The sequence below is a fragment of the Pseudomonas sp. O39 genome (assembly GCF_045447295.1).
Lineage (GTDB): Bacteria > Pseudomonadota > Gammaproteobacteria > Pseudomonadales > Pseudomonadaceae > Aquipseudomonas > Aquipseudomonas antarctica_A.
On sequence record NZ_JBJGXV010000096.1, the window covers coordinates 1 to 235 of the forward strand.

A 235-nucleotide genomic window follows, 5' to 3' on the forward strand; every position below is an offset into this window, starting at 1 on the left:
ACGGACGCGGGACTTGATGGAGTGGTTGGCGACAAAGCTGGTGATGCCCAGGCTGGAGCTGCATGCCGAGGTGGTGAAGCCGTTGCTGGTGGGCAGTACGGCGACGCCGATCAAGACCGTGCCGGTTGCGTCGTTGAAGGCTGGGGATCAGCTGGTTTCCAACGCGGTGCCGGCGGTTCGTAAGAAGACCCAGCAGACGGCATTGGTGCGCCAGGAACATGTCGACGATGTGCCC

1 protein-coding gene is annotated in these 235 nt (G+C 63.0%); it reads left to right on the forward strand.

The features are described 5' to 3' along the window. Positions 1-13: 13 nt before the first annotated feature. On the forward strand, positions 14-235 hold a 222-nt coding region (locus tag ACI77D_RS29460), incomplete at its 3' end, for a hypothetical protein (protein WP_407018123.1).